Raw genomic sequence first — 18821 nt, 5'->3', positions numbered from 1 at the left:
TCGGCGACGTGGCGGGCCAACACGGTGACGTGGCGGGCAAACACACCTCAGCCGAGTTGTTTGTCGACGAAGCACCAGCGCCAGGTCTCGCCGGGTTCGAAGCTGCGCATCACCGGGTGGCGGTGGTCCTGGAAATGGCGGGTGGCGTGGCGGCGGGGCGAAGAGTCGCAGCAGGCGACGTGGCCGCAGGTCAGGCACAGCCGCAGGTGCACCCAGGTGGTGCCTTCGGCCAGGCATTCCCGGCAGCCTTCGGTGCTGTCCGGGGCGACCTCGCCGGACGCCCGCTTCAGGTGCTCGCAGGAGCCGGCCGTCGCGGCCGGGGTGCGCAGCTCGCGGTCGCCGGGCAGCGGGGGCTCCTCGGCCCGGTCCAGCATGGACTCCTCGATGTCCAAGGTGTCCAGTACCCGGCGCAGCACCTCGTCGTCGGCGGTGCCGCGGTCACGGGCGGCCAGCAGCACCTCCCGTTCCGCCTCCAGCATCTCCAGCCGCAGCCTGCGGTGCACGTCGCTGGGGGTCTCCTCGAGCGGACTGTCCCGGCCGAGCTGTTCCCAGGCCGCGTCGGACCGGTGCGCCAGCCGGTCGCGGAGCCGCTCGAGCACCTCGGGCGGATCGTCCTCCCGCCGCACCTGCTCCAGTTTGGCCAGCCCGGCCCTGGTCATGTCGTGCATCAACGCCGCCTCCTGCAGCGCGTCCTCGGCCGGGTCGGGCGGCGGCAGCCGGAGCCGCCGCACCAGCCTGGGCAGCGTGCCGCCCTGCAGCACCAGGGTGCCCGCCACCACCACGAACGCGGCCAGCACCAGCACGGCCCGCTCCGGAGTGTCCGCAGGCAGCACGAAGGCGGCGGCCAGGGTGACCACCCCGCGCATACCGGCCCAGGAGATCACCGCCGAGTAGGACCACGGCCACGCCTTGGTCCCGGCGATGCGCCGGATCAGCCCGATCGCGAACATCCACACCACGCGCGCGAGCAGGGTCGCGGCCAGCACCGCCGCGCAGACCCCGATCAGGGCGCCCACCCCCAGCTCGCTGTCCCCGACCTCGGTCAGGATGCGCCGCAGCTGCAAGCCGATCAGCAGGAAGACGATGTTCTCCAGGAGGAACTGGATGGTCTGCCAGTTCAGCCTGCTGGCCAGCCTGGACGCGCCGGAGAGCATCCGCGGCGCGCGGTGTCCCAGCATCAGCCCGGCGATCACCACCGCGAGCACTCCCGAACCGTGAATCGCTTCGGCGGCGAGGTAGGCGATGAACGGCACGGCCAGCGACAGCGCGGTGTCGGTCACCGGGTCCTCCAGCCTGGCCCGCAGCAACGCGGCCACCCAGCCGACCAGCAAGCCGAGCACGACGCCACCACCGGCGGCCAGCAGGAAGTCCGCCCCGATGTCCAGAAAGGTCACCGAGCCGGCGACGGCCGCGATCGCGGTGCGCAGGGCGACCAGCGCGGCCGCGTCGTTGACCAGGCTCTCGCCCTCCAGGATGCGCACGATCCGACGCGGCATGCCGACCCGCCGCGCCACCGCGGTCGCCGCGACCGCGTCCGGCGGGGCGACCACCGCGCCGAGCGCGAACCCGGCGGCCGGCGGCAGCCCGGGGATCACCAGCCAGGCGACCAGCCCGACGGCGGCCGTGGTGAAGATGACCAGCCCCACCGAAAGCAGCAGGATCGGCCCCCGGTTGGCCCGGAAGTCCACCAGCGACGTGCGGATGGCCGTCGCGTAGAGCAGCGGCGGGAGCAGGCCGAGCAGCACCAGCTCCGGATGCAGGTGGTACTCCGGCATCCCGGGCACGAACGAGGCCGCGACGCCCACCGCGATCAGGCAGAGCGGGGCCGAGAGGTCCAGCCTGCGCGCGGCCGCGGTGACCGCCAGCACCGCCACGACCAGCCCGACGATCTCCGCTGCGATATCCACCCGCTCATCATCACCCGGCCGCCCGCCGCCCGCGCGAGGCAGACCCCGATCGCACCCCGATCACACCCCAATCACTCCAAGGACGGCAGCAGATCCGCGAACTCGGCGAGGAAGCGGTCGACCATCCGCACCTCTTCGGGGTCGAGCCGGTGCGCCGGCTCCCGGCACATCGAGCTGGCGAACAACCCCCGCCGCTTCGAAATCAGCTTCTCCGCCGCGACGATCAGCTCGGTGTCCAGCATCCAGTACGAGATGTAGGGCAGCAGCCGCCGGTGCAGCTCCTCCCCGCCCGCCTGATCACCACCCGCGAGCCGGCGCCAGATCTCCACGTAGATCTCGGTGAACGAGCAGCCGGGCTGGGTGCCCACCGCGCCGCGGCGGAACGCGTCCGGCAACTGCACCCCGGCGTAGCCCTCGACCGCGGGCAGCGCCGGGTCACCGGCCGCCAGCTCGGCGATCAGCGCGCCCGGCGGGCTGGACTCCACCTTGATCAGCGCCAGGTTCTCGTGCGCGCGAGCGATCTCGGCCAGTGTCGCGCCGTCCAGGCTGGTGCCGGTTTCGGTCGGCGCGTACTGCAGCACCATCGGCGTCGGCGCGATCGCCTCCAGCACCGCGCGCACGTGCGCCACCACGGCCCGCCGCGAAGGCGCCAGGAAATGCGGCGGCAGCAGGTTGATCAGGTCCGCGCCGGCGGCCACCGCGGCCCGCGCCCGCGCCACCGCCAGCATGGTGGCGTGATCCTGCACCGCGACGATCGCCGAGACGGCGGAGGCCCCGGTCCGGCCGGCGGTCTGCTCGAGCAGGATGCCGGTCAGCAGCCCGCGTTCCTCCTCGCTGAGCTTGTGGAACTCCGAGGCGAACCCGGGGAACATCACACTGCTCACGCCGGTGCCGAGCACATAGCGCACCACCCGGCGGAAACCGTCCGCGTCCACCGCGCCGTCCTCGGTGAACGGGACCTCGAGCACCGGCGAAACGCCCCGCACCGGCGAAGGTCTCGCCGATCCCGGAACGGAGTCATGGCCGGCCAGAGCGTGCGTGGCGGTCATCGGCGATCACCCTTTCTGGTGGTCTCTGCGTAGGTGGGGCGCACTACGAAACCCTGGCGGCGAGGCCGAGCAGGCCGGCCACGGTGCCGCCGAGCACCTTTGCCCGCTCTGCATCGGAAATGGTCCAGTCCCGGACCCGTCCGATCTCCGCTTTCGGCACGGTGTAAGGAGAATCCGTGCTGAACACGACTCGCGCGGTACCGATCTCGGGGTCCGCGGCGAACTCGCTGAGCACGGTGTCCCACGGCGCGTAGGACGTGTCCGCGTACAGGTTCGGCGCGTACCGCAGGGCCGGCGCCGCGTCGATCCAGAAGTCGGTGGCACCGCTGCGCCCCATCAGGATGTTCAGCTCCGGGTACCGGCGGGCCAGGCTGGCCAGCGGCAGCGGCAGCGCGGTCGGCGGGGTGCCGGTGCGCACGTAGACCGGCCAGCTCCGCTCCCGCGCGAACTCCAGCAGCGGGTCGACCAGGCCGTCGAGCAGGTCGAAGCCCTGCAGCACCGGGTCGACGGCCAGCGCCACCGCGCCGAGCCCGGCCGCCCGCTCCAGCTCGGCCACCGCGGCCCTGCCCTGCCACGGGTTCGCCACCGCGTAGGCGAGCAGCCGCCCGCCGGAGGCCCGCGCGGCGGCCGCGGTCGCGTTGTTGCCTTCGGTGTTGGCGAACGCGACGCACCGCTCGTCCGGGGCGACCAGCGCGTGATCGATCCCCAACTCGTCCATTGTGGACACCAGGGTGGCCGGGTGCAGGGTCACCTCCCTGCCGCTGCCGATCCGGACGTGCGCGTCGATCACGGGACCGGTCATGTGCGCACCGCCGGCACCGAGAGCCCGAGCGCGCCCAGCGCGTCCGCGTGGATGATCCGCTCCACCACCTCGTCCGGCACCCGCGGCAGCTTGGTGCCCTCCAGGATGTCGTTCACCCGGCGCAGCCCTGCCATCGCCTCACCGGTGTTGGCAATCGGGAAATCGCTGCCCAGCAACAACTTCTGCGTGCAGCCCCATTCCACCGCGGCGAGCAGCGACTGGTAGCAGACCCACGGCCGCAGGTAGATCGAGGACACGTCCGCGTACACGTGCGGGTGCTTGCGGATGGTCACCACCGTCTCGGTGCCCCACGGGTGCCCCATGTGCGCCATCACGATGCGCAGCTCCGGGAACCGGATCGCCACCTCGTCGGTGACCAGCGGATAGGTGTAGCGCAGCGGCGCGTGCCGCATCGGCGAGGCGCCCTGGTGGAACAGGATCGGCAGGCCGTGCCGCTCGCAGTAGGCGTAGAACGCCAGCGCCGGCTCGCCGAGCGGGTCGAAGTCCTGGTAGTTCGGCCCCAGCTTGACCCCGACAAGACCCAGCTCCCTGCACCGCTCGGTCTCCTCGAACACGTTGTCCCACAAGGGGTTTACCGAGAGAAAACCGATCCTCTTCGACGGGTCGTCGGCGACGAACTCGGCGGTCGCGTCGTTCGTCCGCTCCGGCGGGTAGGGCAGCCCGGTCATCGTCTCCGGGTCGTCCGCGGCGATGTTGAACACGATGCTGACGTCCGCGTCGGCCATCGCGGTGTCGAAGTCGGCCCAGGAGTTGGTGGTGGTCACCGGTCGGTCGGTGCGCCAGTTCGGATAGACCCGCCGCTCCCCCGCCGGCACCTCGTCCCGATGAGTCGGGGTGTGCGCGTGCACGTCGATGATCATCGCCAGCTCACCTGAACCTCCGTCGAATGTCGTCGCGCGGCAGTACCCCGAGCCCGGGGCCGGAGCCGAGCCGGACCCGCACCCCGTCGCTGTCCAGCGGCTCTTCCAGGATGTCCTCGGCGTAGTAGTGCGCGCCGATGATGTCCGACGGCAGGCCGGTGCTCAGCTCGGGCAGCGCGCAGGCCACGTGCAGCTGCGCCGCCGCGCCGAGGCCGAGCTCGCCGTTCGAGCCGATCAGGGTGTCCACCCCGAAGGCCGCGGCCAGCCCGCCCATCGCCACCGCCCGGCCAGGCCCGCCCGCCTTGCCGACATAGAGACTGACCACGTCCGCCGCGTCCGCCCGCACCAGCCGGACGAGGTCGTCCACGCCGAACACCGACTCGTCCGCGATCACCGGCAGCCCGGCCGAGCGCAGCGCGGCCATCCCGGCCAGGTCGCCAGGCGCCACCGGCTGCTCGACGAACGCGGGATCGAACTCGGCGAGCCCGCGCACCGCCGCCCTGGCTTCGGCACGGCTCCAGCCGCCGTTGGCGTCCATACCGAGGAAAACGCCCGCGCCGGCCAGTTCCCGCGCCCTGGCCATCCTCGCCAGATCGCCGGGCACGCCGAGGCCCACCTTCACCTTGAAGGACCGGAAACCGGCCTCCACCGCGGCCGCGTAGGTGCGGTCCAGGTCCGCGCCGTCCCCGGACAGCGACAGCTTGATCGGCACCTCGTCGCGGTAGGGCCCGCCGAGCGCGGTGGCCAGCGGCACGCCGAGGCCGCGCGCGTAGGCGTCCCACAGCGCGGTCGACAGGCCGGCCTTGGTGAACGGGTTCCCGGCCAGCGCCCGGTCCATTACCGACTCCAGCGCGCCGACCGGCGCCAGCGGCCTGCCGAGCAGAGCCGGGGTGAGCACCCCGGAGATGAAGTGCTGGGCGCTGGTGCCGTCCTCGCCGCTCCACAGTGGAGTGGCGCTGACCTCGCCGTAGCCCTCGGTGCCGTCCGTGGTGACCACCCGCACCAGCAGGAAGTCCGACCGGTCGTGCGCGCCCTTGGCGCCGCGGACCACCAGGTCGCCGCGGGCGGGCAGGCTGACGGTCACCGTGTGCACCGCGGCGATCCTGTTCCGCATGGTCACCGGAGCCTCCCCCACAGCAGGGCACGCGGGTTGTGCTCCAGCATGTCCTCGCGCTGCTCCGGGGTGATGCCCCAGCCATCGATCTCGGCCACCCTGGCAACCGCGTAGTCCTGGCTCACCTTGTCGGACAGCCCGGCGTCGGTGCCGAAGAGCACCTTGCCGCGCGGCGCGTTGGCCAGGATGTGCCGTGCGGCGTACGGCGGGGTGCCGCAGATGCACAGGTACAGGTTCGGCGTCTCGGTGGTGACCGCCAGCGCCTCCCGCCAGCAGTCGTGCAGCCCGCCGTGGCCGAGCACGACCGGCAGTCCGGGATGCCGCCGGGCCAGCGCGGCGATCTGGCTCGGCGTGGCGTAGGGCGGGGTTCCGTCGTGCGACAGCAGGATGCCTCCCGCCTCGGTGATCACCTCGCAGATCGGGTCCAACACCCCCTCGTGCATGCTGAAACCCTGGAGCCACGGGTGCAGTTTCAGCCCGCCGAGGCCGAGGTCGCCGAAGCACCGCTCGGTCTCCGCCACCGCGCCGGCGTGCCGCGGGTTGACCGTGCCGAAGCCGACCATCCGGCTCCGGTCGGTGCGCACGAACTCGGCCAGCTCGTCGTTCGACTCCGGGGTCGCGTTGAACAGGCCGTCGTGGGCCAGCAGCACGGCCGCGTCGATGCCGGCCGAGTCCATGAACCCGAGGAACTCCGCGGCACCGAAGTCGGCCCCGCCCAGCCAGGTGCCGGCGTGCCGCAACGGCGTGTGCGTGTGGAAGTCGATCATGGCAGCCTCGCCAGTTCGACGAGACGAGCGGACAGCGCCACCACGCACTCCTCCAGCCATTTCGATCCTTGTGCCTGCCCCGCGAGTGCGGGCTGGTCGGTGTACCCGTCGATCCTGGTCCACGCCCCCGGCTCGTGAACGTCCACACCGGACACTCCACCGGCATCCGGCAGCGCCGGTCGCTGGCGGCGCTCGCGCACCAGCTCCGGGCGCACGGCGAGCATCATCGCCGTCTCGAACTCGCCGGCGTGCCCGGGAATCGGCGTGTCGCCGGAGGGCGCGAGCAGTTCCCAGTAGTGCACGATCGCCACCGTCAGCCCGTACGACGCGGACGCGGACGCGGCGGCGGCGTGGCAGACCCCGCGGTTGCCGCCGTGCCCGTTCACGATCACCAGCCGCCGCCCGCCGCCGCCGGTCACCGACCTGGCCAGGTCGATCAGCAGCGCGGTGGCGGTCGTCGCGGAAAGCGAGAGGGTGCCGCCGAAGTACAGGTGATGGTCGGACGCGCCGAACGGCAGCCGCGGCGCCAGCACCAGATCCCGCTCGGCCACGTCCGCCACCCGCGCGGCGGCCAGCTCGGCCACGGTGCCGGCCAGCACCGCGTCGGTGCCGGTGGCCAGGTGCGGGCCGTGCTGTTCGGTGGCGCCGATCGGCAGCACCACCAGCGCGTCCGGCAGCACCGCCCGCAGCTCCTCGCGGGTGCTCTCGGCCCAGTGCAGCAGGCTCATCCCCGCCCCCTTCCGCCGGTGTCCGGGTGGCTCATCGCGGGGACTCCCCGGCCAGCACGGCCACCCGTTCGGCGAGTTCGAGTGCGGCGAGGCCGTCCGCGAGATCGGGGGCCGGCGCGGTGCTGGCGCCGGTGATCAGGTCCACGAACCGAACGAGCTGACGGTCGAAGCAGCGGGTGGTCCGCTCCGGCTCGAAGGCGACCTGTTCCAGCCCGGCGGCGGTGCTCAGCTCCAACCGGAAGCTCTGCCCGTCGAGCAGCGCGTGCCCGCGGTCCCCGAGCACGCTGATCTCGCAGCGCGGCAGCGCGTCGGTGAGCCAGCCGAACTCGGCCAGCACGACGGTGGGCGTGCCCTGCCCGCCCGACGGCGGGTACTCCAGCCTGGCGCCGCACAGGTTGGGCGCGGGCAGGTCCGGCCTGGTCGCCACCGCCCACGCGTCCGCCACCCGGTCCGGCGGCCCGCCGAGCAGGTAGCCGAACCAGTCGAAAACGTGCGCGCCCTCGTGCACCACCGGCATGCCGTGCCGCAGGGTGCCTTCGATCCGGCCGGCGTGCGCCGGATCGGCCGGGTCGCGGCGTTCGTCGTAGATCTGGGCGCGGACCAGCGACGGGGAGCCGAGGCGGCCGCCGGTGATCCAGTCGTGCAGCAGCTCCATGGCCGGGTCGTGCCGGTAGGTCAGGCCGACCTGGACCAGTCCCCGCTGCGGCTCCGGCAGTTCGGCGAGCACACCGGCGGCCCGCACCGAGGTGGCGACCGGCTTCTCGGCCAGCACGAACCGGCCGGTGGCGGTCACCAGGGGAATGAGCCCGGTGGTCACCCACGGCGGGGTCGCCAGCACCACGCCCCGCACCTCCGGATCGTCCAGCACCTCGGCGAGGTCCGCGAACGCCGGGGCGGGCAGCAGCGCCCGCGCGAGCTCGCGGCGGTGCTCGTCCGGGTCGACCAGGCCGAGCACCCGTACCCCGGAGTTGCGCGCCAGCGCGGGAAGATGCGCGCTGAGCGCGATGTCCCCGAGCCCGGCCAGCACGATCCCGACGCTCACCGTCCCACCACGCTTCCGTTCATCCGGACGCCACCTCCAGTGCCGGGATGGCCGCGATCAGGGTCCTGGTGTACTCGTGCCGCGGGTTCCCGAAGATCTCGTCGCGCCCGCCGCTCTCCACGATCCGCCCCTGGTACATCACCGCCAGCCGGGGTGCCATGTAGCGCACCACGGCGAGATCGTGCGAGACGAACAGGCAGGTCAGCCCCAGCCTGGTCTGCAGGTCGCGCAGCAGGTTCAGGATCTGCGCCTGGATCACCACGTCCACCGCGGACACCGCCTCGTCCAGCACCAGGAAGGACGGCTCCAGCGCGATCGCGCGCGCGATGTTCACCCGCTGGCACTGCCCGCCGGAAAGCTCGCGGGGGTAGCGGCCGAGGAAGGACTCGGGCAGGCCGACAAGATCCAGCAGCTCCAGCACCCTGGCCCGGCGGTCCTTTTTGGACGTTCCTTCGTGCACGGCGAGCGGCAGCCCGACGATCTGCTCCACCGTTTTGCGCCGGTTCAGCGAGCCGATCGGGTCCTGCAGCACCACCTGCATGTCCCGGCGCCGCTTGCGCAGCTCGCCGCGGCTCAGCGCGGACAGCTCGGTGCCCTGATACCGGACCACCCCGGAGCTGGGCTTGTCCAGGCCGAGCAGCAGCTGGCTGAGCGTGGACTTGCCGGAGCCGGACTCGCCGACCAGCCCGAAGGTCTCCCCGCGGCGGATGGACAGCGAGACGTCGTTCACCGCGATCACCCCGGTGCCGAACCTGCGCACCAGATGCTCCGCCTCGACGACCACCTCGCCCGGCTCGGCGTCCCCCACAGCCTCTGCACTGTCCGAAATGGACACAGGGGACGTCGTGACCGGGGCGCCGCGGGTTCGCATCGGCCGGGACGGGTCGAGATCCAGGGTCACCACCGAGTCCAGCAGCTCGCGGGTGTACTCGTGGTCCGGCGCGGAAAGCACCTCCCGCAGCAGCCCGGACTCCACCACCCTGCCCTCGCGCATCACGTGGATGCGCTGGCAGAACACCGATGCCACGGCCAGGTCGTGGGTGATGAACAGGACGGCCATCCCGCGCTGGTCGGCAAGGTCGTCCAGCAGCCGCAGGATCATCGCCTGGGTGGTCACGTCCAGCGCGGTGGTCGGCTCGTCCGCGATCAGCACGTCCGGCGAGCAGGAGATGGCCATCGCGATCATCACCCGCTGCCGCATCCCGCCGGAGAACTGGTGCGGGTAGTCGCGCACCCGCTTCGCCGGCTCCGGCACGCCGACCTCGGCCAGCAGCTCCACCGCGCGGTCCGCGGCGTCCTTCGGCGAGATGTCCTGGTGCGCGCGGATCGCCTCCACCAGCTGGTTGCCGATGGTGCGGACCGGGTTGAGCGAGGACAGCGGGTCCTGGTAGATCATCGCGATCCGCCCACCCCGCACCCGTTCCATCTCGCGCTCGCTCGCCAGCGCCAGCTCGGTGCCGTTCAGCAGCACCTTGCCGGCGGTGATCGCGGTGGGCTCCGGGTTCAGCCGCATCACCGACAGCGACACCATGGTCTTACCGCTGCCGGACTCGCCGACCAGCGCGGTCCGCTCCCCGGCGCGCAGGGTCAGGCTCACGTCGTGCACCAGCGGCCGCATCCCGCCGGAGACGCGCACCCCGATGCCGAGGTCCTCCAGCCGCAGCACTTCGGACTCGTTCATGAGCCGCTCCGGTGCAGCACCCGCTGGAGCTGGTCGCCGATCGTGTTCAGCGCGCCGATCGCGGCGATGATCAGCAGCGCCGGGATCAGCGGGTACCAGATCGACTCGTACAGCTTGTCGTAGCCGACCTTGAGCAGGGTGCCCCAGGACGCGTCCGGCGGCTGGATGCCGAGTCCGACGAAGCTCAGCGTGGCCTCCAGCATCAGCGAGATGGCCACGTTCAGCGAAGCCTGCGCCAGCAGCGCGGGCACCGCGTTGGGCAGCACCTCGGTGAACAGGATCCGGACCCGCGAGACCCCGACCGCGTCCAGGCCGTGCACGTACTCCGACTGCAGCTCGGCCAGCACCGCGGAGCGCGCGATCCTGGCGGTCAGCGGCGACATCAGCAGGCCCGCCACCACCGCCATCGCGACCACGTCCGAGCCGAAGGCGGCCACGAACACCAGCGCGAACAGGATGGTCGGGATGGCCAGCGCGGCCTCCGCGATCCGCATCAGCACCTCGTCCAGCCAGCCGGACCGCGCCGCCGCGAGCATCCCCCAGGTGACCCCGACCAGCATCGCGATCACCGTCGCACCGGCCGCGAAACCGAGCGAGATCTGCCCGGCCTGCGCCACCCTGGACAGCAGGTCGCGACCGAGCTCGTCGGTGCCGAACGGGTGCGCGAAACTCGGCGCGGCGAACTTGTCCCGCGCGTTGATCTTGGTCGGTGAGGCCAGCGCGAACGGCTGGATCGCCGCCAGCACCACGAAAACACCGAGCACCACCAGCGCGATCACGGCCGGCGGCCGGCCGAGGAACCGGCGCAGCAGGCCGGGCCCCGCCGCCTCCCGCGCGTCCCGCCGCGGTTCCCCCGCCGGATCGCCGAGCGGCGCACCGGCTCCGGGGTCCAGTGCCGTCATGCCGTCACCTTCCCCACCCGCAGCCGCGGATCGAGCACCCCGTAGAGGATGTCCACCACCAGGTTCACCAGAACGAAAACGGCGGCCAGCAACAGCACCGTGCTCTGGATGACCGCGTAGTCCCGCTTGTACACCGAGTCCACGATCAGCGAGCCGAGCCCCGGCCAGCGGAACACGTACTCCACCACCACCGCCCCGCTGAGCACCTGGCCCACCGTGATGCCGAGCGAGGTCAGCGCGGGCAGCAGCGCGTTCGGCAGGATGTGCCGCAGCACCACGGCACGGCGGCTGATCCCCTTGCCGGTCGCGGTGCGCACGTGCTGCGCCAGTTCCATGTCGGTGAGCGAGGCGCGCAGGTACCTGATCAACGGTGCGGACAGGCAGATGCCGAGGGTCAGCGCGGGCAGCAGCAAAGCCCGCAGGTTGCCGAGCAGATCCTCGGACGGCGCGACGTAGGTCTCGTTGTCCAGGACGCCCAGCTTCACCGTGAAGATCGCGATCAGCACGATGCCGAACACGAACGGCGGCGACGCCATGCCGAGCGTGGTGTACCCGCCGACGAACCTGGCCAGCCACTTGCTGCGCAGCACCGTCGGCAGCACCGAAAGCACCAGCGCCAGCAGCACCGCGAGCACCAGCGCGGCCAGCGAGAGCTCCACCGTCGGCCCGAACCGCTGGCCGATCAGCACGTCCACGTCGAACTGGCTGAAGTAGGAGCGGCCGAGGTCACCGGAGAACACCCCGGCGATCCAGTTCCAGTACTGCACCGGGATCGGGTCCTCCAGCCCCAGCTCGGTGCGCAGCTGGAGCAGCGCCGCCGGATCGATGCCCTGCGCCTGCCCGACCTTGGTGACCGTCGGGTCGCCGGGCAGCAGCCGCAGCACCACGAAGATCAGCATCGACACCAGCACGAGCATCAGCACGCTGGCGCCGAGGCGCCGCAGCACATACCAGGCCATGCCCACCCTTCCTAGGCCGCGAACCCGGCCTCCTCCAGGTGCAGGGTCCCTTCCGCCTGCACCCACGCCCCCCGCACGTTCGCCTGCGCCACGGACAGGAACGCGGTGCTGCCGAGCACGATGATCGGGTTCTCGCGGTTGAGCACCTGCTGGGCGGTCTTGAACGCGGCGTCGCGTTCCGGGCCGTCGCCCTTGGACTCGATGGCCGCCACCGCGTCGTTGTACTCCGCCGGCGCCACCCAGTTGCACTCGCAGGTGCCCTTCTCCCCGGCGAACCAGCTCAACGCGTATGCGTCCGGCATCGGCGCGAAGGAGATGTAGTTCGGGATCACCATGTTCGGGTAGGGCTTGCCCTTGGGGTAGAACTTCGCGGTCCAGGTGCTGTTCTCGTTGCTCTGGATGTCCAGGTTGATCCCGATCTTCTTCAGGTCCTCCTGGAGGATCTGGCCGATCGTGGTCCACTCCGGATCGCTGCCGGCCTTGGTCCAGAAGGTCAGCGTGCTGCCTTCGGTGACCCCGGCTTCGGCGAACAGCTGCTTGGCCCGGTCCAGGTTGTACTCCTGCGGGGGCAGCGCCTGGTCGTAGTACTTGTTCTTCGGGTTCACCACCACGTTCCCCGGAATCGGCAGCCCGTAGCCCGCGTAGCCGGCATCCATCATCGCCTGCCGGTTCGCCGCGTAGGAGAGCGCCTGCCGCGCCTTCGGATTGTTGAACGGGGCCGAGGTGGTGTCCAGCTCCCAGACCGCGAAGGCGGCCGGCTCGGCCGCGGTGAGCAGCTGCCTGCCGTCGGTGGCCAGGTTCTTCACCGCGTCCGGGGCGACCGCGCCCATCACCTGGATGTCACCGGAGCGCAGCGCCGTCTGCGCCGCGGTGGCGTCCGCGAACCTGGCGATGTTCACCGCGTCGAAATGCGGCTTCGCGCCGAAGTAGGTGTCGTTGCGGACCAGCTCGACGGTCTGGTCCGGGACGAAGGACTTGAGCTTGTACGGTCCGGTGCCGTTGGCCTTCTGGTTCACGTTGGCCAGGTCGTCCACGTCGGTCATCTTGACGTCGATCACCGCGGTGGGCAGCTCCGGCTTTGGCGTCTCGAGGTCGAGCACCAGCGTGGTGTCGTCCTTGGCGGTGACCGAGGAGACCATCGAGATCTTGGTGGCCACCTGCGCGGTCGAGTTCGGCTCGAGCACCTTGTCGAAGTTCTTCTTGGCCTCGGCCGCGGTGAACGCCTTGCCGTCGTGGTACTTCACCCCAGGCCGCAGCTTGAAGGTCCACTGCTTGAAGTCCGGCGAGTGCTCCCAGGACGCGGCCAGGTCCGGCTTCGTGGTGTTGTCCGGGCCCCAGGTGGTCAACCCGCTCCACAGCAGGGTCTGCAGCTGGCTCTGCGCGGCGCTGGCGATCTTGTTCGGGTCCAGCTGGCTGACCCCGACGGTCTGCCCGTAGACCAGCGTGCCGCCGTCCTTGACCGGGCCCTGGCCGCTCTGCGCGGAGGGCTGGACCTCCGGCCCGTCTGAGTCCCCGCTGTCTCCGCTGCTGCAGGCACTGGCCAGCATGATCAGGACGGCCGAACCGCAGAGCGCGGTCAGCCCCCTTCGCCGCATCCCCACGCCGAACCTCCCGTTGGCTCCGGACCGCTGCGCCGATCCCGACCTATCGTCATTTCGAAAATAACTTCTTCAGCCTGAAGATGTTAGAACCGTCCCTCGTTCGGCGGCAAGGGTTGCCGCGTCCCAAAACGGCACCATATTCCACCCTGGTCAGAAGCCCAGCTTCGCGGAGATCTCCTTCCCTTGCCGCACAACGAGTTCAGCCGCGCTGGCGAGCTTGCGCCCGGCCAGGTCGCGGGCGAACCCGGTGACCCCCACCGAGCCGTTCACCCTGCCCTCGGCGTCGAAGAAAGGAGCCGCGACGCAGGCGATGTCGGCCTGCTCCTCCTCGTCCTCCAGCGCGTAGCCAGCCTGCCTGACCTTGGCGAGCTGGGCCCGGAACGCGCGCACCGACGGCCGCTTCGCTTTCGGCCCGGCGCCGGCGGAGAGCTGACCGAGCAGCGGCTCCAGCTCGGCGTCCGGCAGGTAGGCCGCGATCGCCCTGCCCAGCGCGGTCAGGTTGAACGGCGAGACCTTGCCGGGGTAGGTGTCGAACTGGATGAACCCCGGCGTCGCGGCCTTGGCCACGTAGACCACCGACGCGCCGTCGAGCACGCCGACGTGCGCGGGCATCCGCAGCTCGTCGGCCAGCGCCCGCAGCTGCGGCTGGGCCACTTCGGACAGATCGTCCTGCCTGATCAGCGGCGCGGCCAGGTCGTAGAGGCGCATGGTGGCCCGCCAGAAGTGGCTGCGCCCGACCACCCGGCGGGTGGCGTAACCGCGTTGCTCCAGCGTGTAGACGATGGAGGCGCAGGTGGCCAGCGGGATCGCGGTGGTCCTGGCGAGCGCGGTGAGGGTGAGCCCGTCGGAGGCCGCCACCAGCTTTTCCAGCACGGTCAGCGCCCGGTCGACCGCCGGAGAGGGCGGCCGCGCCGGCGCCTCGCGGAACCCCGGGCCGTCCTTCTGCGCCTGCATCTCGCTCACTCTTGCTCTCTTCCCACAAAACGCCGTCGTCACCGCAACGGACCTTGCCGCAACGGCTGTTCACCAGGGATCATCTTATTTTTCAGCTACTCGTAATCATCTTCGATATACGGAGAATACTATGAGGGGTCCCCACTGGAGAGCACTTGTCTCGCTGATCACTAGCACCTGTGTCGCGGCCGCACTCGCGGCCACCGCCCCAGCCGCCTCGGCGCAGGACCAGCCACCCCCGGTGAACGACCGGGTCAAGGACGCCCCGCTGTCTGAGATCAGGCAGTCCGTACTCCCCCCGGACGGCGTCAAGGCCGCGAAGGCCGGCGGGAACACCGTCTATCCCGAGGTCCGCGAAGCAAACCCGCGCGCGGACGGCTACCGGCACACCGACACCCCCGCCCTGGTCGAGAAGCTGAAACAGGTCGGACTGAACACCTACGTCTTCGACATCTGGGACTCCCCAGTGGACTGGGACGACCTGCGCCTCGAGTTCGCGCCGGCGGCCGCCAGGGCCGGGATCAAGATCTGGGTCTACCTGGTACCGCCGTCGGAGTGCTTCGACAGTCCGGTGCCGCACCAGAGCGGCCGCTGCTCACGGCCGTACAAACTGGACTTCATCACCTGGGCCAAGGAGATCGCCAAGCTGTCCCTGCAGTACCCGAACGTGGTCGCCTGGGCCATCGACGACTTCCTGAACGGGCAGAACCCGCAGCTGTTCACCCCGGAGTACATGCAGCGGATGGTGGACACCCAGGACGAGATCAACCCCAAGCTCGGCTTCTACACCACGCTGTACTACTGGGAGGCCATCAACTCCGGCTTCTACGAACGGTTCGGCAAGTACATCGACGGCATCGTCTACCCCTACCTCGGCTGGAACAACAACACCCAGGACCCGTCCGCGGTCGCGTCCAATGTGGACAACATTCTGAAACAGACCGAACCACGCGGGCTGGGGGTGCTCTTCCTGCTCTACAGCGGCCGGTTCCTGGACGCCGCGCTGCCGCCCACCGAGGACTACGCGGCGAAGACGATCGAGAACGCGCTGCCGTACGTGCGGGCCAACCGGCTCCTCGGCGTGCTCGCCTACGGCCTGCCGCTGGCGGACAAGCCGACCATCACCGGGGACAACCGGGCAGCGCACGGGATCGGCCGGTTCAACGTCTCGCTGGCCTCGTTCGTCGGCACCAGGGCCGGTGACTACGCGCAGGCCGAGCAACGGGTGACGGTGGACCCGCGGGCGCGGAAGAAGATCCTGACCTTCTACGACTTCGACGGCTACTACGGCAACCTCGACGGCGCGGGATACCACATCAAACAGGTGCTCGTGGACGGTGCGGTGGCCTGGGAGTCCGACATCGCCGACGGCGGCGGGCACACCTACCAGCGGCGCGCCGTCGATCTCACCGAGGCACTGCGCGGCAAACGTTCCGCCACGATCGCGCTCCGCGTGCTCGACCGCCGTGGCGTCGGCGACTACCCGCTGGACATCGGCTTCGACGACGTGAGCGGCGAAGGACTCTCCCTGCTCAACGGCGGGTTCGAGTCGCCGGACGGCTGGACGGTCAGCTCGAACAACCACGAGCTGCTGCCGTCGATCGACCTGTACGCCACGGACCGGCCGGCCCGGATCCGCGACGCGGTGGCCACCTCGCTGCGCGGCGAGCAGTTCGTCAACCGGCCGTTCCCGCCGGAGCGGCCGACCAGCGGTTTCCGCAGCGACAACTACGCGATGTACGGCAACGGCAGGCTGAGCCTGACCGCGCCGGAGCGGACGCCGACCAGGGAGGGCGGCTGCGCCACGGCCAGCCAGGTGGTCAAGGTGGACCCGTCCTCGGCCCGGTACGAGATCTCGTTCTGGGACTACGACCAGTACGCCAAGACCGGCTTCGCCTGGAACAAGCTGGCCAAGCGGCTGCTGGTGGACGGCAACCAGGTCTACCACCACGACGTCGGCGACTGGTGGGAGAACACCTGGATGAACGGCGAGTCGGCGCAGGGCCCGATCGACATCGGGGACTTCGTGCGGGGCAAGAGCAGCGTGACGCTGTCCTTCCAGCTGTGCGTGCTCAACCCCACCGCCGACCTCGGCATCGACGCCGGGGTGGACAACATCGACTCGGTCGGTTTCACCGTGCGCAACCCCGGCTTCGAGAGCAGGGACGGCTGGACGTTCGCGTCCAACGACCCCGCCCTCCAGGCCAGCATCAAGATCGCCCGCTGACACTCGTGAGTGGAAAGTGTTGTTCCGGCAACACTTTCCACTCACGAAGGAGTGCGAACATGATCGAACCGTTCCGGGCACACGTCGGCCAGGCCGAGATCGACGACCTGCGCCGCCGGCTGGCCGCCACCCGCTGGCCGGAACCGGAGACCGTGGACGACTGGTCGCAGGGTGTCCCGCTGGGCTACGTCCGGGAGCTGTGCCGGTACTGGGCGGACGGCTACGACTTCGGTTTCGCCGACCGGGTCAACGCGTTCCCCCAGTTCCGCACCGAGCTCGACGGGCTCGGCATCCACTTCCTGCACGTCCGCTCCCCCGAGCCGGACGCGCTGCCGCTGCTGCTCACGCACGGCTGGCCCGGTTCGGTGGTCGAGTTCCTCAAGGTGCTCGGCCCGCTCACCGACCCCGGGGCGCACGGCGGCGACCCGGCCGACGCCTTCCACGTGGTGGCGCCGTCGCTGCCAGGGTTCGGCTGGAGCGACAAACCGTCCGCACCCGGCTGGGACACACCGCGGATCGCCCGCGCCTTCGCCGAGCTGATGACCCGGCTTGGCTACTCCCGCTACGGCGCGCAGGGCGGCGACTGGGGTGCCATCGTCACCACGGCGCTCGCCAGCCAGCACCCGGAGTCGCTGGCAGGCATCCACCTGAACATGGCCATGGTCGGCCTCGACGACACCACCTTCGACGACCCCACCCCCACCGAACGAAAGGCGCTGGCCGACCTCGACCACCACCGCACCACCGGCAGCGGCTACTACCAGCAGCAACGCACCCGCCCGCAGACCCTCGGCTACGGACTCACCGACTCGCCCGCCGGGCAGTGCGCCTGGATCGCGGAGAAGTTCTGGGCCTGGACCGACCACGACGGCCGCCCGGAGAGCGCGCTGACCAGGGACGAGATGCTCGACGACATCTCGGTCTACTGGTTCACCGCCAGCGCCGCTTCCTCGGCGCGCCTGTACTGGGAGACCAATACACGGGACGCGGCCGAGATCTCGGTGCCGTCCGGGATCTCGATCTACCCGAAAGAGACCATCCGCCCGTCCCGCCGCTGGGCCGAGCGGCGGTTCACCGACCTCCGCTGGCACGAAGAACTGGACCGAGGCGGGCATTTCGCCGCTTTCGAACAGCCCGGCTCCTTCGTCGAACAGCTACGCGGCTTCTTCCGGCTGGTCAGGTAAGCGCGCCAACGAAGGCACGCCAAGTGGCGTCACGCAGCTCCAGGCAACCGGCAGTGGGCTGCTTGGAGTCCCGCAGGAGAGTGGCGGAACAGGTGAAGGCGACTTCGACGCAGTTGCTGGTGTCGTCCTCAGTGCCGCTGTAGCTGCTCTTACGCCACACCAGGTCGCCCATCTGCGCCATCCTCACTCAGTCGTACGAGCTTGCCAGTGCGGCAAGCCAGTCGCGCGATTGTCCCCCATCCAGCGCTATCTGGTCGAGCTTCGCCAGTGCCACACGATGGGTCGCGATGTCCGCGGGCTTCTCCAAGACCAAACTTGTCGTGTAGCCGCGGCACACCGGCAGGACCAGCCGAAACCGGGACGACGCGGACCAAACATTCCGGTCGATCGCTGAAGAAGATCAATTTCAGCAGTTGCTCGTTGATGACCTTCGCCGCACCCGCCCACCCACGAAGTGCGTGCTCATGGACGAAGAAGACGCATCGAGGTGGGAACCGATGGCGCAGCAAGGACTGACGGCCCATTCGTATGCGGATTCGCCGGTCGACTTCGGCCTCGGCCACGCGCCCATCCCACTCGAAAAGCGCGCGAGCGTAGTCCTCCGCATCTCCTCGGGCAACCGGTCTTCGTGCGGGCGGATCCAGTAACCGGTATCGGCTTCTCGCGCCATGGCGAGCAGCTCTTCGAGTTCGCCGTACTTCAAGCCACAACTCGCCGCATATATGGCGACATCCACCTCATGGGTGCCAGGTTTGCCGCTCTCGATGCGGGAAACCTTACTCGGGGACCAGTGCAGGATCTTCGCCAGCGCGTCACCGGTCAGTCCGGCCCTTTCTCGGATGCGTACCAGTTCGGCACCCAGCTCGCGGGAACGCACCGAGGATTCGCTCTTGCGCGTTGCCGTCCGCGACGCCAACCACACGGCCGAATCACCGGAACGATAAGTCCTTGCCACGGCTGACAGGGGATGGCACGCGAACTGGACCGAGAAGGACATTTCGCCGCTTTCGAACAGCCCGGGCT

At 70.4% G+C, this 18821-nt stretch carries 17 protein-coding genes and 1 pseudogene; 2 read left to right on the top strand and 16 right to left on the bottom strand.

Annotation, left to right across the window (positions count from 1 at the left end; all coding sequences use genetic code 11):
* Window positions 1-47: 47 nt before the first annotated feature.
* From AMYNI_RS0134275 to AMYNI_RS0134215, 13 genes are all read right to left on the bottom strand, one after another.
* Window positions 48-1907 (bottom strand): Na+/H+ antiporter, encoded by a 1860-nt coding sequence (locus AMYNI_RS0134275; RefSeq protein WP_020672629.1) that lies wholly within the window; start codon window positions 1905-1907, stop codon window positions 48-50.
* Between the two features lie 71 nt (window positions 1908-1978).
* Window positions 1979-2956 (bottom strand): dihydrodipicolinate synthase family protein, encoded by a 978-nt coding sequence (locus AMYNI_RS0134270; RefSeq protein ID WP_157357563.1) that lies wholly within the window; start codon window positions 2954-2956, stop codon window positions 1979-1981.
* Window positions 2957-2999: 43 nt separating this feature from the next.
* Window positions 3000-3758, bottom strand: coding sequence for an amidohydrolase family protein (locus AMYNI_RS0134265; RefSeq protein ID WP_020672627.1), 759 nt, complete (start codon window positions 3756-3758; stop codon window positions 3000-3002).
* Window positions 3755-4639, bottom strand: coding sequence for an amidohydrolase family protein (locus tag AMYNI_RS0134260; RefSeq protein WP_020672626.1), 885 nt, complete (start codon window positions 4637-4639; stop codon window positions 3755-3757). Before AMYNI_RS0134260 ends, AMYNI_RS0134265 begins: the two co-directional genes overlap by 4 nt.
* Window positions 4640-4646: 7 nt before the next feature.
* Window positions 4647-5753: a mandelate racemase/muconate lactonizing enzyme family protein gene (locus AMYNI_RS0134255; RefSeq protein WP_040407616.1), complete on the bottom strand. Its 1107-nt coding sequence runs from the start codon at window positions 5751-5753 to the stop codon at window positions 4647-4649.
* 2 nt (window positions 5754-5755) lie between these two features.
* Entirely contained in the window at window positions 5756-6520 is a 765-nt protein-coding gene (locus AMYNI_RS0134250) for an amidohydrolase family protein (RefSeq protein WP_020672624.1), read from the bottom strand.
* A complete protein-coding gene (locus tag AMYNI_RS46030) occupies window positions 6517-7248 on the bottom strand; it encodes a creatininase family protein (protein ID WP_020672623.1) in 732 nt (243 codons plus the stop codon). The genes AMYNI_RS0134250 and AMYNI_RS46030 overlap by 4 nt, the downstream gene beginning before the upstream one ends.
* A gap of 31 nt (window positions 7249-7279) precedes the next feature.
* Window positions 7280-8290, bottom strand: a complete 1011-nt coding sequence (locus tag AMYNI_RS0134240; RefSeq protein ID WP_020672622.1) for a Gfo/Idh/MocA family protein — start codon at window positions 8288-8290, stop codon at window positions 7280-7282.
* A 19-nt stretch (window positions 8291-8309) separates the two neighbouring features.
* Window positions 8310-9971 (bottom strand): ABC transporter ATP-binding protein, encoded by a 1662-nt coding sequence (locus AMYNI_RS46025; RefSeq protein WP_020672621.1) that lies wholly within the window; start codon window positions 9969-9971, stop codon window positions 8310-8312.
* A complete protein-coding gene (locus AMYNI_RS0134230) occupies window positions 9968-10873 on the bottom strand; it encodes an ABC transporter permease (RefSeq protein ID WP_020672620.1) in 906 nt (301 codons plus the stop codon). Before AMYNI_RS0134230 ends, AMYNI_RS46025 begins: the two co-directional genes overlap by 4 nt.
* On the bottom strand, window positions 10870-11832 hold the full coding sequence (locus AMYNI_RS0134225; protein WP_020672619.1) for an ABC transporter permease: 963 nt from the start codon (window positions 11830-11832) through the stop codon (window positions 10870-10872). Before AMYNI_RS0134225 ends, AMYNI_RS0134230 begins: the two co-directional genes overlap by 4 nt.
* A gap of 11 nt (window positions 11833-11843) precedes the next feature.
* On the bottom strand, window positions 11844-13427 hold the full coding sequence (locus AMYNI_RS0134220) for an ABC transporter substrate-binding protein (protein WP_020672618.1): 1584 nt from the start codon (window positions 13425-13427) through the stop codon (window positions 11844-11846).
* 156 nt (window positions 13428-13583) lie between these two features.
* Window positions 13584-14387 carry an IclR family transcriptional regulator gene (locus AMYNI_RS0134215; RefSeq protein WP_020672617.1) on the bottom strand — a complete coding sequence of 268 codons (804 nt, stop codon included), beginning with the start codon at window positions 14385-14387 and terminating at the stop codon, window positions 13584-13586.
* A 130-nt stretch (window positions 14388-14517) separates the two neighbouring features.
* Here AMYNI_RS0134215 and AMYNI_RS0134210 point away from each other — a divergent pair, with 130 nt between their 5' ends.
* Entirely contained in the window at window positions 14518-16614 is a 2097-nt protein-coding gene (locus tag AMYNI_RS0134210; RefSeq protein WP_157357559.1) for a hypothetical protein, read from the top strand.
* 59 nt (window positions 16615-16673) lie between these two features.
* On the top strand, window positions 16674-17798 hold the full coding sequence (locus AMYNI_RS0134205) for an epoxide hydrolase family protein (protein ID WP_020672615.1): 1125 nt from the start codon (window positions 16674-16676) through the stop codon (window positions 17796-17798).
* On the opposite strand, the gene AMYNI_RS0134200 is transcribed toward AMYNI_RS0134205, so the two are convergent.
* From AMYNI_RS0134200 to AMYNI_RS50835, 3 genes and pseudogenes are all read right to left on the bottom strand, one after another.
* Window positions 17791-17970, bottom strand: a complete 180-nt coding sequence (locus tag AMYNI_RS0134200; RefSeq protein WP_051116603.1) for a DUF397 domain-containing protein — start codon at window positions 17968-17970, stop codon at window positions 17791-17793. The two genes, AMYNI_RS0134205 and AMYNI_RS0134200, sit on opposite strands and share 8 nt — an antisense overlap.
* Window positions 17948-18361, bottom strand: a complete 414-nt coding sequence (locus AMYNI_RS50840; RefSeq protein WP_425387921.1) for a Scr1 family TA system antitoxin-like transcriptional regulator — start codon at window positions 18359-18361, stop codon at window positions 17948-17950. Before AMYNI_RS50840 ends, AMYNI_RS0134200 begins: the two co-directional genes overlap by 23 nt.
* Window positions 18362-18486: 125 nt before the next feature.
* A pseudogene (locus AMYNI_RS50835) lies at window positions 18487-18795 on the bottom strand (helix-turn-helix domain-containing protein); the annotation flags it as partial.
* Window positions 18796-18821: the final 26 nt, after the last annotated feature.

The organism is Amycolatopsis nigrescens CSC17Ta-90 (genome assembly GCF_000384315.1).
In the GTDB taxonomy this organism is placed as follows: Bacteria; Actinomycetota; Actinomycetes; order Mycobacteriales; family Pseudonocardiaceae; genus Amycolatopsis; species Amycolatopsis nigrescens.
This window is presented reverse-complemented; position numbering and strand designations above follow the sequence as displayed.